Genomic DNA, 16570 nt, shown 5'->3' on the forward strand with positions numbered 1-16570 from the left:
CTCGGGTGGCGTACCGGTCAGCTGGTGAACCGGGTCGACACCCGGCGGGCCAGCAGCGTCGCACCGACGACGGTCACCGTCGCGCCGAGCGCGGCGTACCCGCAGGCGGGCCAGTAGGCTCCGGCCGCGCCGGCCTGCTGGGTCAGGCTGACCGCCGCCGGTGGCAGCAGCGCCACCGGCCAGGACGCCGCCGCCGGCCACTGTGCGGGCACCGGCAGCCAGGGCAGCGCGGCAAGGACCATCACCGCGCCACCGAACAGCTTCAGCAGGGCCAGCCCGTGCACCTTGTTCGCCGCGTACCCGGTGACCGCCAGCAGCACGAGCACCGCCTGGCCGGCGGCGACCAGCACCGCCGGGACCAGCCAGCGCGGGTCCGCGTCGGCCAACCCGCTGAGCGGTACGGCGATCAACAGGCCGACCGTCGTCAGCGCGGCGGTGACCCCGACCCGGTAGCCGAGGTAACGCTGCAGAGTCACCGGGGTGACCCGGATCAGCAGCAGCCGTCGTTCGTCGACGTCGTCGAGCAGCAGCAGCGCCCCGACCATCCCGCCGATCACCGGTACGTGGGCGAGCACCAGCAGGGCCAGCAGCAGGTCGCGGTGCGCGGCGAGGTCCACGCCGTACCGCTGGTCGACGAAGGCGGTCGCCGACGGCACCCCGAACCGCAGCGCCACCGCGAGCAGCAGCGGGGCGCAGAGCAGGACGGCCAGCAGCCGGTCCGCGCCGAGCGCCCGCAGGTCGACCCGCAGCAGCGCGGGCAGCCAGCCCACCGGCCACCCCGACCGGGGCACCGGCCGCGCCGCCGGCCGGGCGGGGGTCACCGCCGATCGCCGGGCGGCGTCCGGGGCGGCGAAGACCCGGTCGAACCGCCGGAGGGCGAGCAGTGTCGCCCCGACGATCCACCCGGCGGCGTACCCGGTCGACGCCCCGACCTGCCACCAGCTGACGGCCGCCGTCCCGGCGAGCCCGGCCCGGATCAGCTCGGCGGTGCCGGTGGTCGGCACCAGTTGGCCGACGGGATGGTCGAGCAGTCCGGTCAGGTACGCCAGTGGCACGGCGAGACCCGGCAGCAGCACCAGCGGCGCGGCGGTCAGGTATCCGGCGACTGTCGGCTGCCGCAGCACCAGCAGCAGCGACGCGAGGAGGATCAACAGCGCGGTCAGCGCCACTCCGAGCAACGCCAGGCCGGCTGCGGCGACGGTCGACCACGTACCGCCGTCCCGGCCGACGACGACGGCGATCGGCACCGCCGCGACCACCGACAACCCGGTCAGTACGCCGAGTTTCGCCCCGACCTGCTCGCCGGCGCGCAACGGTGTGACCCGCAGCGCGGCCAGTGCTCCCTCGGCGCGTTCGGTGATCAGCAGCAGCGCGATGAAGAAGGCACCGAAAGCGGCGGTGTCGACGAACAGCAGGACCGGGCCCAGGGTCCGGGCCGCCGGGGCCGGTACGGCGAGCAGCGGCACCGTCCACCCGAGGGCGAAGACCGCCGCGACCGCGACGATCCGGTAGCGCCACTCGACACGTACCTCCAGTGCCACGGCGGTGGCCAGCCGTCGCAGGCTGCGGCGTGCAGCGGCGGCGCGGCGGCGCGACCGGTTCACGGCGGTGGGCCGGCGGCGTCACCGGTCGGCGCGGGCGCACCGGCGGCGGTGACCGCGACGAAGACCTGTTCGAAGGTGGCTTCCCGGGTGTGCATGGTCTCGATCCGGCCGGCCCGCAGCAGCGCGGCGAAGTCGCCGTCGGCACCGAGGGTGGCCAGGTCGTACTCCCGCCGGGCCAGGGTCCCGTCGGCGCGGTACTCGACCAGTACGGTCGACCGGCCGTGGCGCAGCCGGTGCCCGCGCGGGGTGTCCACGGCGACGACCCGGCCGTCGACGACGAACGCCACCCGGTCGCAGACGCTTTCGGCGGTGGTCATGTCGTGGGTGGTCAGCAGGACGGTGCGGCCCTGCGCCGCCTGCCGGCGGATCAGCTGCCGGACCGCGCCGGCGTGCACCGGGTCCAGCCCGGAGGTGGGCTCGTCGAGGAAGAGCACCTCCGGTCGGTGGATCAGCGCCCGCGCCAGGTTGAGCCGCAGCTGCATGCCCTTGGAGAAGCCGGCGACGGGCCGGTCGGCGTCGGCGGCGAGATCCACCTGGTCGAGCAGCACGTCGGGTGGTTCGGTCGGCGACCGGTACAGGCCGGCGACCGCCCGCAGGTTCTCCCGGGCGGTCAGCCGGGCGAAGTGCGCGGGTAGTTCGAAGCTGACGCCGACCCGCTCGTACAGCTCGGGCCCCCAGCTGTGCAGCGGCCGGCCGAGCAGCTCGGCCCGGCCCTGGTAGTCGCGCAGCAGCCCGGTCAGCACCCGGGCGGTGGTCGACTTGCCGGCCCCGTTGGGCCCCAGCAGGCCGAAGACCTCGCCGGCGGCGACGCTGAACGAGACGCCGTCGACGGCGTACCGGGGTGAGTCGCGGTAGCGCACCCGCAGCTGGTCCACCACGATCGCGGACGGTGGGCTGGCAGCGGGCGGGGACGCGGGCACGGCGGCCTCCCCGGGACGGCCGGACGGTGAGCATCGTCATGTTACCTAACAGTTTCAAGTGATCTACCGTCTGTGCAGATGGCTGCCGGCATCGTCCGGCACCGGCCGGCCTGGTGGGCGGCGACGGGGAGGCGGGGAACGTGGTGACGGACAGGTCGACTGTCGTGGCGCGGCCGACGGTCGAGCGGGCCCGGATCGCGGTCGGTGTCGCGTTCGGGGTCAGCGGCCTGGCTTTCGCGTCCTGGATTTCCCGTACGCCGGCCATCCGCGACGCGCTCGAGCTGACCAACGCCCAGTTCGGCCTGCTGCTGCTGTGCATGTCGGCGGGGGCGGTCAGCGCGCTGCCGCTGTCCGGGCCGCTGGTGCACGCCATCGGGCCGCGTCGCACCGTGCTGCTCGGCACCTCGGCGGTGACCGTCGGGATGCTCGCCGTCGCGCTCGGTGTGGCGATCGGGTCGTCGCCGCTGGCCGGCGCCGGTCTGTTCCTCACCGGCACCGGGGTGAGCAGCTGGGACGTGGCGATGAACGTGGAAGGCGCCGACGTCGAGCGCCGACTCGGTCGGCCGCTGATGCCCCGCTTCCACGCCGGCTTCAGCCTGGGTACGGTCTCCGGCGCGCTCGCCGGGGCCGGCTGCGCCTGGCTCGGCGTACCGGTGGACTGGCAGCTGGCCGCCACCGCGCTGCTGGCGATCGTCGCGGTCGCCGCCGCCGTCCGGATGTTCCTGCCGGTGCCGGCCCGGGTGCCCGGTGAGTCCGCGCCCCGGTCAGGGGTGCTGCGGGCCTGGGCGGAGCCGCGCACCCTGCTGATCGGTCTGGTGGTGCTGGCGTTCGCGTTCACCGAAGGGGTGGCCAACGACTGGTTGACGCTGGCGGTCGTCGACGGCTACCGGGTGGGCGACGCGGTCGGCGCGGTCGCGTTCGGGGTCTTCGTCGCGGCGATGACCGGTGCCCGGATGGTCGGCGGCACCGCCCTGGCCCGCTGGGGCCGGGTGCCGGTGCTGCGCGCCACCGCCGTGCTGGCCGTCGTCGGGTTGACGTCGGTGGTGTTCGGCCCGTCGCTGCCGTGGGCGATGGTCGGGGCGCTGCTGTGGGGCGCGGGCGCGTCGCTCGGCTTCCCGGTCGGGATGAGCGCGGCCGCCGACCAGGCCGACCGGGCGGCGGTACGGGTGTCGGTGGTCAGTTCGATCGGCTACACCGCGTTCCTTGCCGGCCCGCCGCTGGTGGGTTTCCTGGCCGAGCAGGTCGGCATCCTGCGGTCGTTGCTGGTGGTGCTCGGCGCGTTGCTGATCGGTCTGCTGGTGGCCGGCGCGGCCCGTCCGCTGCCCGACGGCGACGGCGACGGGGCCGAGAACGGGGACGGTGCCGAGAACGGTGCCGGGGCCGGGGCCGGGAGGTAAGGTCCGATTCCCGCCAGCCGCAGCGTCGGCGCGGCAGGCAGGATTCGACCCATGGAGCTCGACTTCGAGCGGTGCTACCGGGCGGTGGACAGCCGCGACCAACGCTTCGACGGCTGGTTCTACACCGGCGTGACCTCGACCGGCATCTACTGCCGGCCGTCGTGTCCGGCGGTCACCCCGAAACGGGTCAACGTCCGGTTCTTCGTCTCGGCGGCGGCCGCGCAACAGGCCGGGCTGCGCGCCTGTCGCCGCTGCCACCCGGACGCCACACCGGGCTCGCCGGACTGGGACCTGCGGGCCGACCTGGTGGGGCGGGCGATGCGACTGATCCGCGACGGGGTGGTGGACCGCGACGGGGTGTCCGGACTGGCCCGGCGGCTCGGCTACACCGAACGGCACCTCAACCGGGTGCTGACCGACCAGCTCGGCGCCGGCCCGTTGGCACTGGCCCGGGCCCAGCGGGCGCAGACCGCCCGGATCCTCATCGAGCGGACCGCGCTGACCGTCACGGACATCGCGTTCGCCGCCGGGTTCGGCAGCGTACGCCAGTTCAACGACACGTTCCGGACGGTGTACGGGCTCGCGCCGACGGTGCTGCGGGGCCGGGTCCGCGCCGCCGGGACCGGCCCGGACCGGGCCGGTGACGCCGACACGCTCGGGGCGATCACGGTCCGGTTGGCGTTCCGCCAGCCGATGCCGACCGACGCCGTACTGGATTTCCTGGCGGCGCGGGCGGTGCCCGGCGTGGAGGCGGCCTGCGACTCGGCGTACCGCCGGGCGTTGCGGCTGCCGCACGGACCCGGCACCGTCGCGGTGACCCCGCACGCCGACCACTTCGCCGCGACGTTCCGCCTGGCCGACCTGCGCGACCTGGCCCCCGCGGTGGCTCGCTGCCGGGCGTTGTTCGACCTGGACGCCGACCCGGTGGCGGTGGACGCGACGCTCGGCGCGGAGCCGGCGTTCGCGCCGGTCGTCGCCGCCACGCCAGGGATGCGGGTGCCGGGCACGGTCGACGGCTTCGAACTGGCGGTCCGGGCGGTCGTCGGCCAGCAGATCTCGGTCGCCGCCGCCCGCCGGGTCCTCGCCCGGCTCTGCGCGGCGGCCGCCGGCGACCCGACGGCACCCGACGGCGACGACCCGACGGCACCCGACGGCGACAGACAGCCGGTCGCCGACGAGCTGGTGCCGTTCCCGTCGCCGACCGAACTGCTGGAACTGCCCGACGCGGCGTTCGCGATGCCGGCGGCGCGGCGGGCGACGCTGCGTACGCTGGCTGTCGCCGTCGCCGACGGCACCGTCGAGCTCGACCCCGGCGCCGACCGGGCCGAGCTGGTCGACCGGCTCGGCGCGCTGCCCGGAATCGGGCCCTGGACGACCGGGTACGTGGCGATGCGGGCGCTGGCCGACCCCGACGTCCTGCTCGGCACCGACCTGGGCGTGCGCCACGGCGCCCGGCTGCTCGACCTGCCCACCGCGGTGTCCGGGCTGACCACGCACGCCACCCGATGGCGGCCGTGGCGGTCGTACGCGACGTTGCGCCTGTGGCAGTCTGTCACTATCCACAATCGATTGGCGCTGGTCGGCGCCGGAAGGAATCCCTGATGCTACCTGTCACCCTGGACGCGGCGGCGGTGCCGACGCCGGTCGGCCCGTTCACCCTGGTCGTCGACGCCGACGGTGCGGTCCGGGCCGGCGGTTTCACCGACGGCACCGGGCCGCTGCTGCCGCTGATCACCCCGGTCGTCCGGGCGTCGGTGCGCGAGCGGGCCGAGCTGGGGGCGGTCACCGCCGCGGTCCGGTCCTATCTGGCCGGTGAGCTGACCGCCCTCGACACCCTGCCGGTCCGGCAGTACAGCGGCGAGTTCCTCAACGACGCCTGGTCGGTGCTGCGGGAGGTCAAGGCGGGCCAGCCGGTGACCTACCGCGAGTTCGCCACGTTGGCCGGTCGACCGGCGGCGATCCGCGCGGCGGCGAACGCCTGCGGTCGCAACGCGGTCGCCCTGATCGTGCCCTGCCACCGGGTGTTGCGCAGCGACGGTTCACTGGGCGGCTACCGATGGGGGTTGTCGATCAAGAAATGGTTGCTCGATCATGAGCGAGAGGTGACCGATCGGGGGCAGTGAAGAAACGCCGGTACCGGCTACCGTCTTATTGTGGACGACGCACTCGATCGATCATCGCGACCCCGACCCGCCGTCCACAATCTCTGGCGGCTCCGCCGCTACCTGCGTCCGTACCTCGGCCAGCTCGGCTGGCTGCTCGGTGCCGCCGCCGCCGCGACCGCCGCCGGCATCGCCATTCCGCTGGTCATCGCGGGAGTGGTGGACGGTCCGGTGGCGGCCGGCGAGCCCACCGGGCTGTTGCTCCTCGGTGGACTCGCGCTGCTGCTCGGCGTGGTCGAGGCGGCGCTGATCTTCATCCGGCGGTGGACGCAGAGCGCGTCGTCGATCGGGATGGAAAGCACCATCCGCGACGACATCTACGCCCACCTGCAACGGCTCCCGGTCGCCTTTCACGATCAATGGCAGTCCGGGCAGTTGTTGTCCCGTGCCACCAGCGATCTGTCAGTAATCCGTCGATTCCTTTCCTTCGGGTTGCTCTTTCTGCTACTCAACACGGCGACGTATGTCACCGTCGTCGCGCTGCTGCTGCACCTGCACTGGCCGTTGGGGCTGGTCGTGGCGGCCAGCGCCGTCCCGCTGTATCTGTTCAGCCGCCACTTCACCCGGGCGTACCTGCGGATCTCCCGCCGGCTGCAGGATCAACAGGGCGACCTGGCCACCCTGGTGGAGGAGTCCGCGCAGGGGCTGCGGACCATCACCTCGCTGGGCCGGGGGCCGTTGCTGACCGAACGGTTCGCCCACCGGGCCCGCGCCCTGCACGACACCGCGGTCGGCAAGGGGCGGCTGCTCGCCCGCGCCTCCGCCCGCTACGACCTGGTGCCGAACATGGCCCTCGCCGTGGTGCTGGTCGCCGGTGCCGCCGCCGTCGTGTACGAGCAACTCACCATCGGGCAGCTGGTCGCGTTCGTGACGTTGCAGCTGATGCTCGTCTGGCCGATCCGGTCGCTCGGCTGGATCATCGCCCAGGCGCAGGAGGCGATGACCGCCGCCGACCGGATCCACGAGGTGCTGGACACCCCACCGACGATCACCGACCGGCCCGGCGCCACCGGGATCCGGGTCGACGAGGTCCGCGGCGAGCTGCGCTTCGAGGCAGTGACCTTCGGCTACCCGGGCGCGCGGGCGCCGGTGCTGCGCGGCGTCGACCTGACCGTACGCCCGGGTGAGACGCTGGCCATCGCGGGCCTGACCGGCTGCGGCAAGACCAGCCTGGTCTCCCTGGTGCCCCGGCTGTACGACGTGACCGGCGGACGGATCACCCTGGACGGGCACGACCTGCGTGACCTGCGCCTGGACGAGCTGCGCCGCTGCGTCGGCGTCGCCTTCGAGGACCCGACGTTGTTCTCGATGTCGGTCCGGGAGAACCTGACCCTCGGCCGCCCCGACGCCACCGACGCCGAAGTGCGCGCGGCGCTACGCCTGGCCCAGGCCGACTTCGTCGACGACCTGCCGTGGGGGTTACGCACCCGCATCGGCGAGCAGGGGCTGTCACTGTCCGGCGGGCAACGGCAGCGGCTGGCGCTGGCCCGCGCGGTGCTCGGCCGTCCCCGGGTGCTGGTCCTCGACGATCCGTTGTCGGCGTTGGACGTGCACACCGAGGCGCTGGTGGAGAAGGCGCTGCGCCGGGTGCTCGCCGGCACCACCGCCCTGCTGGTCGTCCACCGTCCATCCACAGTGGCACTCGCCGACCGGGTCGCGCTGCTGGCGGAGGGGCGGATCGTGGCGGTCGGCACCCACACCGAGCTGCTCGCCACCGTGCCCGCGTACCGGGCGGTGCTCTCCGCCGACGGACACGGCCTCGTCAGGTCAGCGTGACCAGCGGCAACGGCACCGTCGGAGGGCAGCCGGACTGGCGGGGGGTGGCCGACGACCGGATGGACCACCTGAGCGGGTCCGACCAGGCTGCCGGTGGCGACCCGGCCCGGCTACGGGCCCGCAGCCGCGCCCTGCTCGGCTCGTTGACCCGGCCGCACCGACGGATGATCGGCGTCGCGGTCGCCCTGCTGCTGCTGCAGAACGCCGCCGCGATGGCGGGACCGTACCTGGTCATGGTCGGCATCGACCAGGCCATCCCGCTGCTGCGCGACGACGGCACGGTCGGCCCGCTGGCCGCGGTCGGCCTCGCCTTCCTGGCCGCGACGATCGCCGAGTACGCCGGCAAGCGCACCTTTCTCATCCTGTCGGCCCGGATCGGGCAGGCGATCCTGCTCGAGCTGCGCCAGCGGGTGTACCGGCACTTTCTGCGGCTGTCGGTCGACTTCCACGAGCGGTACACCTCCGGCCGGGTGGTCGCCCGGCTGACCAGCGACATGGACTCGATCGCCGAACTCGTCGAAGGCGGCATCGACGACCTGGTGCTGGCCGGGCTCTCGGTGGTCTCGGTGGCCGGCATCCTGCTGTGGCTGGACACGCCGCTGGCGGTGGTGACGCTACTGGCGTTCCCGTTCCTGCTGTGGATCTCGGTCTGGTTCGCCCGCGCCTCCACCGTGGCCTACCGGCGGACCCGGGAGGCCGTCGCCCTGCTGATCGTCCACTTCGTCGAGTCGCTGGGCGGCGTACGGGCGGTGCACGCGTTCGGCCGCGAGGCCCGCAACCAGGAGATCTTCACCGAGGTCAACGACGGCTTCCGATCGGCCAACCTGCGGGCGTTCCGGCTGATCGCGATCTACTCGCCGGCGTTGAAGGGGATCGGCAACGTCGCGGTCGCCATCGTGCTCACCTACGGCGGCTGGCAGGTGCTGCAGGGCGAGACCGAGATCGGAGTACTCGCCGCGTTCCTGTTGTATCTGCGCCGGTTCTTCGAACCGATGCAGGAGCTCAGCCAGTTCTACAACTCGCTGCAGTCGGCCACCGCCGCACTGGAGAAGTTGTCCGGGGTCCTCGACGAGCGACCCGAGGTGCCCGAACCGGCCCGCCCGCGACCGCTGCCGGTGCCGGTACGGGGCACGGTCGCGCTGCACGCGGTCACCTTCGGCTACCGGCCGGACCGGCTGGTGCTGCCAGAGCTGACCGTACGGATCCCGGCAGGGCAGACGGTCGCCCTGGTCGGGGCGACCGGGGCCGGCAAGTCGACGATCGCGAAGCTGGTGGCCCGACTCTACGACCCGCAGTCCGGCGCGGTCACCCTCGACGGCGTCGACCTGCGCGACGTCGCCGGGTCCGACCTGCGCCGCCACGTGATCATGGTGACCCAGGAGAACCATCTCTTCGCCGGCAGCGTGGCGGACAACATCCGGTTCGGCCGGCCGGACGCCACCGACGCCGAGATCGAGGCCGCCGCGCGGGCGATCGGCGCGCACGAGTTCATCGTCGAACTGCCCGACGGCTACGCCACCGACGTGCACCGTCGCGGTGGGCGGCTCTCCGCCGGGCAGCGGCAGCTGGTCGCGTTCGCCCGCGCGATGCTCGCCGACCCGGCGGTGCTGATTCTCGACGAGGCGACCTCGTCGTTGGACGTACCGACCGAGCGGCTGGTGCAGCGGGCGTTGCAGACGATGCTGACCGGTGGTCCCGCCGGGCGGGGGCGGACCGCGCTGGTCATCGCCCACCGGCTGTCCACCGTGCAGATCGCCGACCGGGTGCTGGTCCTCGACGGCGGTCGGATCGTCGAGGACGGGGCACCGGCCGACCTGGTCGCCGCCGGCGGCCGGTACGCCACCCTGCACGACCAGTGGCGCGACAGCCTCAGCTGAGGCACGACCAGGCGCGACAGCCTCAGCTGAGCTTCACCGCCTGCAGCGTGTAGCTCAGCGGCAGCCGCTGCGGGCGTTCGGTCAGCCGCCACTCGCCGTCGTCGCCCCTGGTCATCCGGCCGGGCAGCGCGTTCCACGGCACACTGTCGTGCTCGACCAGGTCGGTCACCCGCAGCCCGGCAGCGGTCAGTGCGGTGAAGATCTCCCCGATGCCGTGGTTCCACGAGTGCGTCAGGTTGTGGGTGAAGTTGGCGTCGGTGTCGACGTAGGTGCCGGCCTCGTCCCACACCAGCGGCTGCTCCGTCTCGAAGTACGGCAGGTCCAGCACCAGCAGCCCGTCCGGACGGGTCTCGTCGATCGCCCACAGCGCCGGATGCCCCTCGCGCAGGAACAGCCGGCCACCCGGTCGCAGCAGGCCGGCCACCGTCTCGGCCCAGCGGCGCGCGCTGGGCAGCCAGCAGAGCGCCCCGATGCCGGTGAAGACCAGGTCGAACCGGCCGGCACCGAGCACCTCGACGGCCCGGTAGACGTCGGCTTCGACGTACTCGATATGGGTCTGCGCGGCGGCGGCGATCCGGCGGGCCTCGGCCAGCGACGCCCCGGACAGGTCCAGGCCGGTCATCGTCGCGCCCAGCCGGGCCAGCGACAGAGTGTCGGTGCCGATGTGACACTGCAGGTGCACCCCGCGTACGCCGGTGAGGTCACCAAGGCGCGGCACGTCGAACCGGACCACGTCGCTGAGCCCGGTCGGGTCGGCGAGCAGCTCGGCGACCCGGTAGTCCGGTGACGCGGCGTGTGCCGGAGCGCGTTCGTCCCAGCTGGCCCGGTTGATATCGAGGTAGTCGGCAGTCATGTGGCTGACGATGCCACCGCTTCCCGATCCCGACATCCCGTTTATCGGTACGGCGAACCGACAGCGGCGAGCGGGTGGCCCGGAGAGTCGTTCGTCCCCGGACCACCCGCTCCGTCCCCTGTCGTCGTCACGCCATGTTCGCGCGCCTCCGGGCAAGGAGAAGCAGCGCGATACCCATGGCCACGAGTGCACCACCGCTGGTGATCAGATTCGTGGTCGCGCTACCGGTGACCGGCAGCCCCACGTACCGGAAGGCGACCGCGTTCGAGGTGCCGTTCGGTGTGGTCACCGTGATGGTCGTGTGCTTGACGTCGCACGGCGGAGTGACGAAGGTCAGCGAGGTCCCGGAACTGTTGACCGTGACCTTGTTCGCTGGGATCGTCTTGCCGCAGATCGTCACGGTCGTCTGGCCCGGGATGAAGCCGCTGCCTCCGACGACCACTGTGGTCCCGCCGTTGGCCGGTCCCTGACCGGGGTCGACCGAGTCGATCACCGGTGCCGGGCCACCCGAGTAGGTGAAGCCGTCCGGAGCGACCGCGTCGTCACCCGGCAACACCACCACCACATCAACCGGACCCACCGGCCCCGGCGGCGTCACCACCGTCAACGACGTACCCGACGGATCCACCACCAGATCAGTCCCCGGCACACCACCGAACGTCACATCAGTCGCCCCAGTGAACCCGGAACCCGTGATCGTCACCGTGGTACCACCCGTGTTCGGACCCGAATCCGGCACCACCGAATCAATCGTCGGCGGCACATAGGTGAAGATCCCCGCATCCGCAGTACCAGCCGGGAACACCAACACCACATCAGCCGGACCAGCAGCACCCGGCGGAGTCACCACCGTGATCTCCGTACCAGCCGGATTCACCGCAAACCCCGTACCCGCCACGCCATCAAACGTGACACCGGTAGCCCCAGTGAAACCCGAACCAGTAATCGTCACCGTCGTCCCACCAGACGTCGGCCCGAAATCAGGATCCAGACCCGTCACCACCGCATCCGAACCATCAGCCAGATACGTGTACGCCAACGGATCAGTCGAACCACCATCAGTGGTCACCACCACATCGACCACACCAGGCGCATGCGCCGGAGTCACCGCCGTCAACGACGTACCCGACGGATCCACCACCACATCAGTAGCCGGCAACCCGTCAAACGTCACCGCCGTGTCACCCGGCACAAACCCCGAACCCGTGATCGTCACCGTCTGACCACCAGACTGCGGACCAGAATCCGGATCAATCGACGACGCAGTCGGCGGCCCGACCACATAGGTGAAGCCGTCCGGAGCGACCGCGTCGTCACCCGGCAACACCACCACCACATCAACCGGACCCACCGGCCCCGGCGGCGTCACCACCGTCAACGACGTACCCGACGGATCCACCACCAGATCAGTCCCCGGCACACCACCGAACGTCACATCAGTCGCCCCAGTGAACCCGGAACCCGTGATCGTCACCGTGGTACCACCCGTGTTCGGACCCGAATCCGGCACCACCGAATCAATCGTCGGCGGCACATAGGTGAAGATCCCCGCATCCGCAGTACCAGCCGGGAACACCAACACCACATCAGCCGGACCAGCAGCACCCGGCGGAGTCACCACCGTGATCTCCGTACCAGCCGGATTCACCGCAAACCCCGTACCCGCCACGCCATCAAACGTGACACCGGTAGCCCCAGTGAAACCCGAACCAGTAATCGTCACCGTCGTCCCACCAGACGTCGGCCCGAAATCAGGATCCAGACCCGTCACCACCGCATCCGAACCATCAGCCAGATACGTGTACGCCAACGGATCAGTCGAACCACCATCAGTGGTCACCACCACATCGACCACACCAGGCGCATGCGCCGGAGTCACCGCCGTCAACGACGTACCCGACGGATCCACCACCACATCAGTAGCCGGCAACCCGTCAAACGTCACCGCCGTGTCACCCGGCACAAACCCCGAACCCGTGATCGTCACCGTCTGACCACCAGACTGCGGACCAGAATCCGGATCAATCGACGACGCAGTCGGCGGCCCGACCACATAGGTGAAGCCGTCCGGAGCGACCGCGTCGTCACCCGGCAACACCACCACCACATCAACCGGACCCACCGGCCCCGGCGGCGTCACCACCGTCAACGACGTACCCGACGGATCCACCACCAGATCAGTCCCCGGCACACCACCGAACGTCACATCAGTCGCCCCAGTGAACCCGGAACCCGTGATCGTCACCGTGGTACCACCCGTGTTCGGACCCGAATCCGGCACCACCGAATCAATCGTCGGCGGCACATAGGTGAAGATCCCCGCATCCGCAGTACCAGCCGGGAACACCAACACCACATCAGCCGGACCAGCAGCACCCGGCGGAGTCACCACCGTGATCTCCGTACCAGCCGGATTCACCGCAAACCCCGTACCCGCCACGCCATCAAACGTGACACCGGTAGCCCCAGTGAAACCCGAACCAGTAATCGTCACCGTCGTCCCACCAGACGTCGGCCCGAAATCAGGATCCAGACCCGTCACCACCGCATCCGAACCATCAGCCAGATACGTGTACGCCAACGGATCAGTCGAACCACCATCAGTGGTCACCACCACATCGACCACACCAGGCGCATGCGCCGGAGTCACCGCCGTCAACGACGTACCCGACGGATCCACCACCACATCAGTAGCCGGCAACCCGTCAAACGTCACCGCCGTGTCACCCGGCACAAACCCCGAACCCGTGATCGTCACCGTCTGACCACCAGACTGCGGACCAGAATCCGGATCAATCGACGACGCAGTCGGCGGCGCCGGCGCGGCTGGGCGTTCGCAGGTGGCCTCCGCGATGATGACTTCACCGACTGGAATGCTCACCGGGATCCCGAGGACCTCTCCGGTGAGAGTCGCGGTAAGCACGATGGTGGCCGCCGCCGCGCTGTCGGCGGTGACGGTCTCGGTACGCGACAGCGACACGTCGAGCGTCGCTCCGACCAGACCAGGCACCGTCACCGCGGCGCTCACGTCGAGGCTCGGCCCATTGGGAATTAGCACCTCGGGTGAGCCGAACACGGTCAGCCCGACCAACGTCGTGTCGGCCGTCTGCGGCCCGACGAACGGGCAACTGACAGCGGCCTCGACCGCCGAGGCGGTCAGCACGTTCACGCCGAGGATGTCCAATGACACGTCGGCGACTGAGGATGAGGCGAACGACGAGATCGGGCCTCTGGTCGCGCTCACCTCCAGGACGGTGCCGTCGGCGGCGACGCCGATGGCACCCGGCAGAGTGATGTCAATCAGGGTCTCGGTCTCGGTGCCGCCGGCGGGTGGGGCGTCCACCGACCCGATCACCGCGCTGGCCTCGATCACCGGAATGCCGAGCACTTCTGCGGACAGGTCGACGATCACGCCTCTGGCATGCGCGTCGCCGGGGGCGGCGTAGGCCGGTGTGGTCACCGCCAAGCCGCCAGCGGTCCCAAGTAGCGCGGCCAGGGAGAGGCCGGCGACTCGTTTCATTGTTGACTGCACGTTTCCCTCGTCTCGTCCTCAACAGGTGCCGGACGGGCCTCAGGGCCCATCCATCACAAACAAGAACGATCACAAATCGGGCAAGTGGCGCAAAACGCGAGACGGTCATGTGGTTCGAGACGTCTGTCGACCGCGAGTGCGCTGGCCGGACCGCGAGGCGTCGGCTGAACGAATCCATTTCCGCCATTCGCCGGATGCCACCCGGGCCAGCGGCTAGGGTTGCCGTCCGTACGCCACCGGAACGCAGCCCGTATAGTCGGCCGGTGCAGCATCCCGGTTCACCCGACACCGCACCCCCGCCGCAGGTCGCCGTGGCCACCGCCGCCGACCGTGGCCGCACCGTCGACACGCTGGTCGCGGCGTTCGTCGCCGACCCGGTGCTGCGGTACCTGTTCCCTGACGACGCCAGCTACCCGCACTGCGCCGGGGCCTTCTTCGGCCGGCTGTTCGACCGCCGGGTGCCGCACGGCACGGTCTGGACCGTCGGTGGCGGCGACGCGGTGGCGATGTGGCAACGGCCGGACGTCGACGCCGCCGACACCGGATCCGGCGACACCGACGACCTCGCCGAGGTGCTGCCCGCCGACGCACTGGCCCGGGTCCGCCGGTACGACATGGCCGTGCACGCGGCGCTGCCGGCCACCCCGTTCTGGTACCTCGGGGTGCTCGGCACCCGGCCGGACCGGGCCGGCCAGGGGTGGGGTGGGGCGGTGATGCGGGCCGGGCTGCGCCGAGCCGCAGCCGACGGCCTGCCCGCCGTCCTGGAGACCAGCAACCCGGCGAACGTGCAGCGGTATCAGCACGCCGGTTGGCAGGTGGTCCGGCAGATGGCGGCCGACCCGCTGACCATCTGGATAATGCAGCACTCCGGTCTGGACTGATCCGGCGGGATCCGCGTCACAGCGGTGCGCGGTCACCGGCGGGTAGCTTGATGGCCGCGCGTGGCGGGGGCCGGTGTGGTCCACGGGGACGGGAGGTCGCGGTGCGGTACGTGGCGATCGGTGACAGCTTCACCGAAGGGCTCGGCGACGAGCTGCCCGACGGCACCACCCGGGGCTGGGCCGACCTCGTCGCCGCCGGGCTCGCCGCCGCCCACGGCACGACCGTGCAGTACGCGAACCTGGCGATCCGGGGCCGGTTGCTGGAGCCGATCGTCACCGACCAGCTGGACCGAGCGCTGTCGATGTCCCCCGCCCCGACGATGATCACGCTCAACGGTGGCGGCAACGACATGATGCGCCCCGGTGCCGACCTGGACCGGCTGCTGGCGCTCACCGAGGGCGCGGTCCGCCGCTGCGCCGCCGCCGGCGTACGGCTGGTCCTGCTCAGCGGCGGTGACCCGAGCGCGCGGTTGCCGTTCGGCAACGTGATGCGCCGGCGCGGGGTGGCGCTGACCGCCGCCACCGCGGACCTCGCCGCCCGGCACGGCCTGGAGTTCGTCGACGTGTTCAGCGACGTCGAGATCCGCCGCGAGCAGTACTGGTCGACCGACCGGCTGCATCTGAACTCGGCGGGGCACCGCCGGGTGGCGAGCCTGGTGCTCGACGGGCTCGGGTACGCGACCGAGGCGCACGTGGTCGAGCCGGCACCGGCCGGTACGCGACGAGGTCTGCTGGCCGAGGCCCGCTACTACCGGGAGTTCGTGGTGCCGTGGGTGCACCGGCGGTTGCGGGGCCGATCCTCCGGCGACGGGCGGACCGCGAAGTACTTCGACTGGGTGCCGGTCCAGCCGGCCTGAACCGACCGCGCGGCTGGGGCTGCTCGGCCCGGCCAGCAATGTCCCCGGGCGTCACCAGCCGCGCAGGAAGCGCAGGCCGAGCAGGAAGGCCACCACCGCCGGACCGGCGAGCAGGGTCACCGCTTGCAGCCGGTACGGTATCTGGTGCCGGCCGAGGTCGACCGCGTTACCGAGGACCGCGACAGCCGCCAGCATCATGAACGCCCCCCACCAACCGGTGCCCGCGAGATCGACGACGCCGGTGGTGATCAGCAGGAACGTCGCACCGAGCCCGGCACCGGTCAGGCTCAGCAACGCGACCGTACGGTGTAGCCCGCCGCCGAGCGGATGCTCCGGCCGCCAGTGGTAGGTGCCAGCAATCGCCAGGCACGGCAGGATGATCATCACCGGCCAACCGACGCCCGTCAGCCCCAACATGAGCAGCGTCCCGACGGCGAAGACCAGGGCACCGGCGCAGGCGATCACGTACCCGCCGAAGGCCCGACCGCCGCCCCGGGCCAGCAGCGGCCCGCCGCAGGCAGCCAGCAACGCACCAGGTACCAGGACGAAGCCGGCCCACCAGTGGAACCGGCCCGTCGCCTGGGCAAGGGCGGTCACCGTACCGGTGGCCAGGGCCCCCGCGCCGATTCCGGCGAGCCAACCGCGTCGAGTCTGACCGTTCGTGTCCACGACGACGACTCTGCCGGCCGGCATGCCGGCGCACCATCCGGC

At 71.7% G+C, this 16570-nt stretch carries 12 protein-coding genes; 7 read left to right on the forward strand and 5 right to left on the reverse strand.

The genetic code is table 11. The annotated features are described in order from the left end of the window. Positions 1–17: 17 nt before the first annotated feature. Positions 18–1604 carry a hypothetical protein gene (locus tag ACN28F_RS09810; RefSeq protein ID WP_421357518.1) on the reverse strand — a complete coding sequence of 529 codons (1587 nt, stop codon included), beginning with the start codon at positions 1602–1604 and terminating at the stop codon, positions 18–20. After that, complete coding sequence (locus ACN28F_RS09815; RefSeq protein ID WP_289207724.1) at positions 1601–2524, reverse strand: ABC transporter ATP-binding protein; 924 nt, start codon at positions 2522–2524, stop codon at positions 1601–1603. The genes ACN28F_RS09810 and ACN28F_RS09815 overlap by 4 nt, the downstream gene beginning before the upstream one ends. Positions 2525–2688: 164 nt before the next feature. On the opposite strand from ACN28F_RS09815, the gene ACN28F_RS09820 reads away from it, so the two are divergent. From ACN28F_RS09820 to ACN28F_RS09840, 5 genes are read left to right on the forward strand one after another with little or no spacing between them, the layout of a single operon-like run. Further along, entirely contained in the window at positions 2689–3921 is a 1233-nt protein-coding gene (locus ACN28F_RS09820) for an MFS transporter (RefSeq protein WP_421357519.1), read from the forward strand. 51 nt (positions 3922–3972) lie between these two features. Then, positions 3973–5523 carry a DNA-3-methyladenine glycosylase 2 family protein gene (locus tag ACN28F_RS09825; RefSeq protein WP_289207726.1) on the forward strand — a complete coding sequence of 517 codons (1551 nt, stop codon included), beginning with the start codon at positions 3973–3975 and terminating at the stop codon, positions 5521–5523. After that, on the forward strand, positions 5523–6044 hold the full coding sequence (locus tag ACN28F_RS09830) for a methylated-DNA--[protein]-cysteine S-methyltransferase (protein WP_289207727.1): 522 nt from the start codon (positions 5523–5525) through the stop codon (positions 6042–6044). The genes ACN28F_RS09825 and ACN28F_RS09830 overlap by 1 nt, the downstream gene beginning before the upstream one ends. A gap of 30 nt (positions 6045–6074) precedes the next feature. Next, on the forward strand, positions 6075–7859 hold the full coding sequence (locus ACN28F_RS09835) for an ABC transporter ATP-binding protein (RefSeq protein WP_421357520.1): 1785 nt from the start codon (positions 6075–6077) through the stop codon (positions 7857–7859). After that, on the forward strand, positions 7856–9736 hold the full coding sequence (locus ACN28F_RS09840; protein ID WP_421357521.1) for an ABC transporter ATP-binding protein: 1881 nt from the start codon (positions 7856–7858) through the stop codon (positions 9734–9736). The genes ACN28F_RS09835 and ACN28F_RS09840 overlap by 4 nt, the downstream gene beginning before the upstream one ends. A 22-nt stretch (positions 9737–9758) precedes the next feature. Here the strand turns inward: ACN28F_RS09840 and ACN28F_RS09845 are convergent, their stop codons facing one another. Next, the gene (locus ACN28F_RS09845) at positions 9759–10589 is read right to left on the reverse strand and encodes a class I SAM-dependent methyltransferase (RefSeq protein WP_289207729.1); all 831 of its coding nucleotides are present in this window, start codon (positions 10587–10589) and stop codon (positions 9759–9761) included. Between the two features lie 127 nt (positions 10590–10716). After that, positions 10717–14109, reverse strand: coding sequence for a beta strand repeat-containing protein (locus tag ACN28F_RS09850; RefSeq protein ID WP_421357522.1), 3393 nt, complete (start codon positions 14107–14109; stop codon positions 10717–10719). A 275-nt stretch (positions 14110–14384) separates the two neighbouring features. Here ACN28F_RS09850 and ACN28F_RS09855 point away from each other — a divergent pair, with 275 nt between their 5' ends. Together ACN28F_RS09855 and ACN28F_RS09860 are read left to right on the forward strand one after the other, a co-directional pair. Further along, on the forward strand, positions 14385–15002 hold the full coding sequence (locus ACN28F_RS09855; RefSeq protein ID WP_421357523.1) for a GNAT family N-acetyltransferase: 618 nt from the start codon (positions 14385–14387) through the stop codon (positions 15000–15002). 101 nt (positions 15003–15103) lie between these two features. Continuing rightward, positions 15104–15859 (forward strand): SGNH/GDSL hydrolase family protein, encoded by a 756-nt coding sequence (locus ACN28F_RS09860; RefSeq protein WP_421357524.1) that lies wholly within the window; start codon positions 15104–15106, stop codon positions 15857–15859. 51 nt (positions 15860–15910) lie between these two features. Here ACN28F_RS09860 and ACN28F_RS09865 read toward each other — a convergent pair whose 3' ends face one another. After that, the gene (locus ACN28F_RS09865) at positions 15911–16552 is read right to left on the reverse strand and encodes a hypothetical protein (protein WP_421357525.1); all 642 of its coding nucleotides are present in this window, start codon (positions 16550–16552) and stop codon (positions 15911–15913) included. Positions 16553–16570 lie beyond the last annotated feature (18 nt).

Origin of the sequence: Solwaraspora sp. WMMA2101 (assembly GCF_049179175.1) — a bacterium.
Classification (GTDB): domain Bacteria; phylum Actinomycetota; class Actinomycetes; order Mycobacteriales; family Micromonosporaceae; genus Micromonospora_E.

Coding starts and splice junctions, on each gene's coding strand:
- ACN28F_RS09825 (WP_289207726.1), top strand. CDS start 3,973: ATGGAGCTCGACTTCGAGCGGTGCTACCGGGCGGTGGACAGCCGCGAC.
- ACN28F_RS09830 (WP_289207727.1), top strand. CDS start 5,523: ATGCTACCTGTCACCCTGGACGCGGCGGCGGTGCCGACGCCGGTCGGC.
- ACN28F_RS09845 (WP_289207729.1), bottom strand. CDS start 10,589: ATGACTGCCGACTACCTCGATATCAACCGGGCCAGCTGGGACGAACGC.
- ACN28F_RS09850 (WP_421357522.1), bottom strand. CDS start 14,109: ATGAAACGAGTCGCCGGCCTCTCCCTGGCCGCGCTACTTGGGACCGCT.
- ACN28F_RS09865 (WP_421357525.1), bottom strand. CDS start 16,552: ATGCCGGCCGGCAGAGTCGTCGTCGTGGACACGAACGGTCAGACTCGA.